The 5,779-nt window shown below is 48.9% G+C and carries 5 protein-coding genes and 4 tRNA genes; 7 read left to right on the forward strand and 2 right to left on the reverse strand.

Annotation, left to right across the window (positions count from 1 at the left end; all coding sequences use genetic code 11):
• Positions 1-725 precede the first annotated feature (725 nt).
• Positions 726-1,904, forward strand: a complete 1,179-nt coding sequence (gene murB, locus Q7O77_RS13735) for a UDP-N-acetylmuramate dehydrogenase (RefSeq protein ID WP_304168333.1) — start codon at positions 726-728, stop codon at positions 1,902-1,904.
• A complete protein-coding gene (gene birA, locus Q7O77_RS13740) occupies positions 1,901-2,869 on the forward strand; it encodes a bifunctional biotin--[acetyl-CoA-carboxylase] ligase/biotin operon repressor BirA (RefSeq protein WP_304168336.1) in 969 nt (322 codons plus the stop codon). Before murB ends, birA begins: the two co-directional genes overlap by 4 nt.
• Positions 2,870-2,893: 24 nt before the next feature.
• On the opposite strand, the gene coaA is transcribed toward birA, so the two are convergent.
• Positions 2,894-3,844 (reverse strand): type I pantothenate kinase, encoded by a 951-nt coding sequence (gene coaA, locus Q7O77_RS13745; RefSeq protein WP_304168340.1) that lies wholly within the window; start codon positions 3,842-3,844, stop codon positions 2,894-2,896.
• A gap of 215 nt (positions 3,845-4,059) precedes the next feature.
• Positions 4,060-4,584, reverse strand: coding sequence for a GNAT family N-acetyltransferase (locus Q7O77_RS13750; protein ID WP_304168343.1), 525 nt, complete (start codon positions 4,582-4,584; stop codon positions 4,060-4,062).
• A 351-nt stretch (positions 4,585-4,935) separates the two neighbouring features.
• Between Q7O77_RS13750 and Q7O77_RS13755 the strand changes: the two genes are divergently transcribed.
• From Q7O77_RS13755 to Q7O77_RS13775, 5 genes are all read left to right on the forward strand, one after another.
• A tRNA-Thr gene (locus Q7O77_RS13755) sits at positions 4,936-5,011 on the forward strand.
• A gap of 15 nt (positions 5,012-5,026) precedes the next feature.
• Positions 5,027-5,111 (forward strand) — tRNA-Tyr (locus Q7O77_RS13760).
• A 232-nt stretch (positions 5,112-5,343) separates the two neighbouring features.
• A tRNA-Gly gene (locus Q7O77_RS13765) sits at positions 5,344-5,418 on the forward strand.
• A 10-nt stretch (positions 5,419-5,428) separates the two neighbouring features.
• Positions 5,429-5,504 (forward strand) — tRNA-Thr (locus Q7O77_RS13770).
• A 104-nt stretch (positions 5,505-5,608) separates the two neighbouring features.
• A partial coding sequence (locus Q7O77_RS13775) for a GTP-binding protein (RefSeq protein ID WP_304168346.1) occupies positions 5,609-5,779 on the forward strand: 171 nt, incomplete at its 3' end.

The raw sequence follows: 5,779 nt of genomic DNA on the forward strand, positions 1-5,779 counted from the left end.
CCCCATGTGAGAGTAGGGAACTGCCAGGCATCAATTTAAGTAGAAACCCTCAGCGTAAGCTGGGGGTTTTTGCGTTGGGCGGAAAAAAGCCGACAGACCGGTTCTGTACCTCCCCCCGTCTCACCGCCATGCGCCAGACCATGAGTTCACCTTCCACTCCACCCTCTGTGTGTTGAGGTAACCGGAGCGCGGGAACTACCACAGGACACTAACCACGCGATATCTCCATACGGGAATATGGTATTTCTGAATCCTGCCGCCGCTGCGACGTGCCCGGTCCGACCTAGCCTGGTCTGTCTAATCCATTCTGATCCCTGATAACAACTTATGGCGTTTATTGCGTGTACTGACCAACATGGTCGGATAACCACGGGAACAACCTAACTGCGTTATCTCCCCACACCGGAATGCTATGTCTCTCGTTGCCCTCTGTGAGCCCTGGATTACGCGTTCCCACAAGACGAGCTAATCAAGCTAAAGTCCTGCCATCCGATTTCTGTGCCAGTACAGATCGGCCGTGGCTAGTCACTTCACGAAAACCGCGCCTGCGTTACGCGGAGGCGTGAAGGGTGTGTTGGTCTCTACAATATTTCATCTTTAGTTCTGCTCGGCAGTGCCGAAAGCGTTCGTTCCGTTAGAAATCCATGAGAAGGTTTCAGTGGCTTTCTTGCTAATGAATCGGAGGTGGGTACGCGTTCGATGAACGATGTCAGGTATTAACGTCAGTGGTCGATAAATTGGCGTTCGGTTTTTGTTCAACAAGCCATGCAGCTATACGACTTGAGCGCCCTCTGAAAACACTGCTCAATAATGTTTCTGGATCGAGTAAACTAGAGCGATTAAACATATCAAGCTTGAAGACGACTATGACGAGTGCCGCCGCATCATTACAGCCCTATAACTCATTTTCCCTGCCTGTTTCAGCGAAAGAGGTGATTACAGCGAGTTCAGCCGATGAGCTTCTTAATGCCTGGAAAAATGCGACTATTTCAGACCAGTCAGTCCTCATTCTAGGCGGTGGAAGTAATGTTCTTTTCCTCGAAGATTTCGAAGGTTGTGTCGTACTGAATCGTCTGAAAGGGATTGCGATTGAAGAGGCTGATGCGTGTTGGCATCTTCACGTGGGCGCAGGCGAAGTCTGGCATGACCTGGTCGAATTCACCCTGAATCAGGGTATTCCCGGATTAGAGAACCTGGCGCTGATCCCAGGTTGTGTGGGTTCGTCTCCGATTCAAAATATAGGGGCATATGGCGTTGAGCTGAAAGACGTGTGTGCCTATGTTGATGTCCTGAACCTCAATACCGGTGAACAACTGCGGTTGGCGCACGAGAGTTGCCAGTTTGGCTACCGTGAAAGCATTTTTAAGCATCAATATCGTGATGGTTATGCGATTACAGCAGTCGGACTCACGTTGCCCAAACTCTGGCAGCCTGTTCTTAACTATGGCGATCTGACACGATTCGACCCTCAAACTGTGACCCCACAGAACGTTTTCGATTCGGTGTGCGCTATGCGCAAGAGCAAACTGCCCGATCCTGCCGTGAATGGAAACGCAGGCAGCTTTTTCAAGAATCCGGTGCTTCCTGCCGCCCATGCGAACGAGCTATTACGGCAGTTTCCTCAGGCGCCGCATTATCCTCAGGCTAACGGTGACGTTAAATTTGCTGCCGGATGGCTTATCGACCAGTGTGAGCTTAAAGGCTATCGCATTGGTGGTGCTGCGGTACACGCCAATCAGGCTTTGGTTCTTATCAATGCAGGGAATGCGACCAGCCGAGATGTTGTAAGCTTGGCACGCTACGTACGTCATCAAGTAGCTGAAAAATTTGGCATTGGGCTGGAACCTGAAGTGCGATTTATCGCTGGTCAGGGCGAAGTTAACGCGGTCGAGGTGCTGGCATGAGAGACAATACCGTCCCACTTAAGTTGATCTCCATTTTAGCCGATGGCGAATTTTATTCGGGTGAAGTTCTTGGTGAACGCTTGGGCATGAGTCGTTCAGCAATCAACAAACACATTCACACCATCCGTGAATGGGGCCTCGATGTTTATACCGTAACAGGTAAAGGCTATGCGTTACCTGCACCAATAGAGCTGCTGGATGCCAAAAAAATCCGGGCGTTAACCAACGGTGGAAATATCGATGTGCTGCCCGTCATTGACTCTACCAATCAATATTTGCTGGACCGCCTCGATACGGTTTCATCGGGGGACGTTTGCATTTCCGAATATCAGCAGGCAGGACGTGGCCGGAGAGGGCGGCGATGGTTCTCTCCCTTTGGTGCGAACCTCTACTTATCGCTCTACTGGCGTTTAGAGCAAGGACCAGCGGCCGCGATTGGCGTTAGCCTGGTCATTGGCATCATCATGGCGGAAGTGCTGCACAGTCTGGGAGCGGATGGTATTCGGGTTAAGTGGCCCAACGATCTTTACTTGAATGACCGCAAGCTGGCTGGAATTCTGGTTGAGCTAAACGGCAGAACTGGCGATGCGGCTCACCTCGTCATTGGCGCCGGTATCAATCTGAGCATGCGCGAGCCGGGAGCGGAGATGATCAATCAAGGCTGGATCAATCTTCAGGAAGCCGGGATAGCGATCGGTCGCAACACTCTGGCGGCACGCTTGATTACTGAATTACGCGCAGCGCTGGTTTCTTTCGAACAGCATGGCTTGGCGCCTTTCATTCCCCGATGGAAGTCCCTGGATAATTTTTATAATCGACCGGTAAAGCTCCTGATGGGGGATAGAGAGATCGTCGGAGTTGATAAAGGCATCGATAACCAAGGAGCATTGCTGCTGGAGCAAAACGGCGTATTGATACCCTATATCGGGGGGGAAATTTCGTTGCGAGGCGTATCAAAAGGATAAGGGGATGGGTATCCCCTGAGCATATTATTTACGTAGTGTTACGCGTTCGACAGCATGATCGGCGCTTTTCGTCATTATCAAACTGGCTCTTTCACGGGTAGGAAGAATATTTTTCTTCAGGTTTAACCCGTTGATTTCACTCCATACCTGAGATGCAAACTCCACGGCTTCTTCTTCTGTAATTTTCGCATAATTGTGGAAGTAGGAGTCAGGATTGGCAAACGCACCCTGTCTGAACTTCAGGAATCGATTGATGTACCAGCTTTTCAGCAACTCTTCCGGCGCATCTACATAGATTGAGAAGTCCACGAAGTCGGATACGAAGACCCGATGTGGATCGTGAGGATAGTCCATACCACTTTGCAAAACGTTCAAGCCTTCCAATATCAGAATGTCGGGCTGCTCGATGACCTGGTGACGGTCGGGGACGATGTCGTAGGTCAAATGGGAGTAGGTTGGCGCAACGACTCTGGCTGCCCCTGACTTCACCTCAGAAACGAATTTCACCAGACTGTGCATATCATACGACTGGGGAAATCCTTTCTTCTTCATCAGGTTTCTTTCTTTCAACACTTTGTTGGGATGCAAGAAACCGTCAGTGGTAATCAGTTCAACTGTACGGTGTTCCGGCCAACGGCTGAGCAAAGCCTGCAAGACGCGCGCGGTCGTGCTTTTACCCACAGCCACGCTGCCGGCGACCCCAATAATGTAGGGGATCTTTTGTCCGTCAGTGCCTAAAAACTGTTCCAGTACTGCCTGGCGACGTAAATTAGAGCTGATGTAAAAGTTCAATAAACGCGAAAGTGGCAGATAAATTTCTGCAACTTCGTCCAGAGATAGATCCTCATTGATACCTTTGAGTTTTAATATTTCATTCTCTGTCAGCGTTAACGGGACCGAATCCCGCAACGTCGCCCACTGCTGACGATCAAATTGCAGATATGGTGTGGCCAAGGATTGCTCTCTATCTCTCATAAATACGTTTCTACATGCCAGTACAGCGTTAAAAGGTGTCATACAGGTCTTAAAATCGTCGGATAAAAAGACAATCCACCTTTTACTGGGGGGAACTAAATGATGACGGGAAGATTACCACCATGCGGGTAAAGAAAAGAAGAAGAAATCCAACGGAACGCTGATGCCTTAATAAAGGCCTCAGCGTTATTTTAGTCAGCGATTAACGACTCGCTTCAATTCATTATAAAAAGGCGTTTGTAATAAATTGCCGTAGGATGATAGGTCCCTTCAGGTGTGCAGGCGTAATCGGGAATTTCGCCCAAACAAGTGTAGCCTTGCGACTGGTAAAATAACTCCGCCGCGGAACCGGCTTCCGTATCCAGGTAAAGCAGGCCACGTTGCAGGCTCAATGCCGACTTTTCGAGTGTTTGCAGAAGATGATGTCCTATCCTCTTACGTTGATATCGGTGGTGAACGAGCATTTTCTGGATTTCAGCTCGATTTTGCCCATTCGATTTTTGGCAAAGCTCCAACTGCACGGTTCCTACAACCTCACTTTCATAGAGCGTGATCCAAAGCAGACGTTCTCCTTTTGCAATGGCATACCTCAGTCCGTGGAAGTAACCTTCGGCGTCTTCATAGGACAAAGGGGTTCGATATCCGACGGAGCTGCCATGCTCAACGGCATTAATGAGTAATCCCGCCAATGCATGTCGATACAAAGGAAGGGTATCAGTAGAAAGTAAAACAGTTTTCATCATGTATCTCCTGCGAAAGCCAGCAGAGAGGAATGGTTGATGATTTGTGATGAGCAAAAATCATACCACTGCCGTCATCATTCTTTGGGTTTTACGTCCGTGATATACGAAACCGCCTTGATGGGCTGTGGGTTGCAGGTCTACATAAAGAAGAAATGATGAGGTGTAATTTTTGATTTAGCCTTGAGGAAAGCGCTGCTGAGGTCGATGATGTGATGGATATTTGCACGAATTGCTAACGCTTATGCAATAGAATGTCCAAAAATGTGCAAAATCTAAGCGGTAGTGCATTTTAAGCAATTTTTTTGTTGCATAGACCGGCCAGTCTACCTAGAATGCGCAGCACTTGATGCCGGCTTAGCTCAGTTGGTAGAGCAACTGACTTGTAATCAGTAGGTCGCCAGTTCGACTCCGGCAGCCGGCACCATCAAGTACACAACCAGGTGGGGTTCCCGAGCGGCCAAAGGGAGCAGACTGTAAATCTGCCGTCACAGACTTCGAAGGTTCGAATCCTTCCCCCACCACCAATTCAAGCCATGAACAATGGCTGAATCAACGTGATAAAGCTTAATATGTCATGTTGATGAAGGTGAGGAGTTGCGTGGCAAATCTTCCTTCTTCCACCATCAATTCAATCCTGGAGACAGGATTAAGACGATCTGATGTATCTAAAATCGGATCGAAAAAATCTTGGCGCGGATGTAATATGTGCCGGGGTTTTTAACTCTACAAAGAAATCAGGTAGCCGAGTTCCAGGATGCGGGCATCGTATAATGGCTATTACCTCAGCCTTCCAAGCTGATGATGTGGGTTCGATTCCCACTGCCCGCTCCATATTAGATGTGCTGATATAGCTCAGTTGGTAGAGCGCACCCTTGGTAAGGGTGAGGTCGGCAGTTCGAATCTGCCTATCAGCACCACTCCTTTTATATTCCTCCTGATTTCCTTTTGTTAAGCTCAGCAAGTAATTGCTTGGTTGATGTGGTGATATCACCGATTTATCCGTGTCTTAGAGGGACAATCGATGTCTAAAGAAAAATTTGAACGTACTAAACCGCACGTTAACGTCGGTACTATCGGCCACGTTGACCATGGTAAAACAACGCTGACCGCTGCTATCACTACCGTACTGGCGAAAGTCTACGGCGGTGCTGCTCGCGCATTCGACCAGATCGATAACGCGCCGGAAGAAAAA

Origin of the sequence: Lonsdalea britannica (assembly GCF_946477055.1) — a bacterium.
Lineage (GTDB): Bacteria > Pseudomonadota > Gammaproteobacteria > Enterobacterales > Enterobacteriaceae > Lonsdalea > Lonsdalea britannica_A.

Bases quoted from the DNA above. Each gene is read 5' to 3' on its own strand.
- coaA (WP_304168340.1), bottom strand. From the start codon at position 3,844: ATGAGAGATAGAGAGCAATCCTTGGCCACACCATATCTGCAATTTGAT.
- birA (WP_304168336.1), top strand. From the start codon at position 1,901: ATGAGAGACAATACCGTCCCACTTAAGTTGATCTCCATTTTAGCCGAT.
- Q7O77_RS13750 (WP_304168343.1), bottom strand. From the start codon at position 4,584: ATGAAAACTGTTTTACTTTCTACTGATACCCTTCCTTTGTATCGACAT.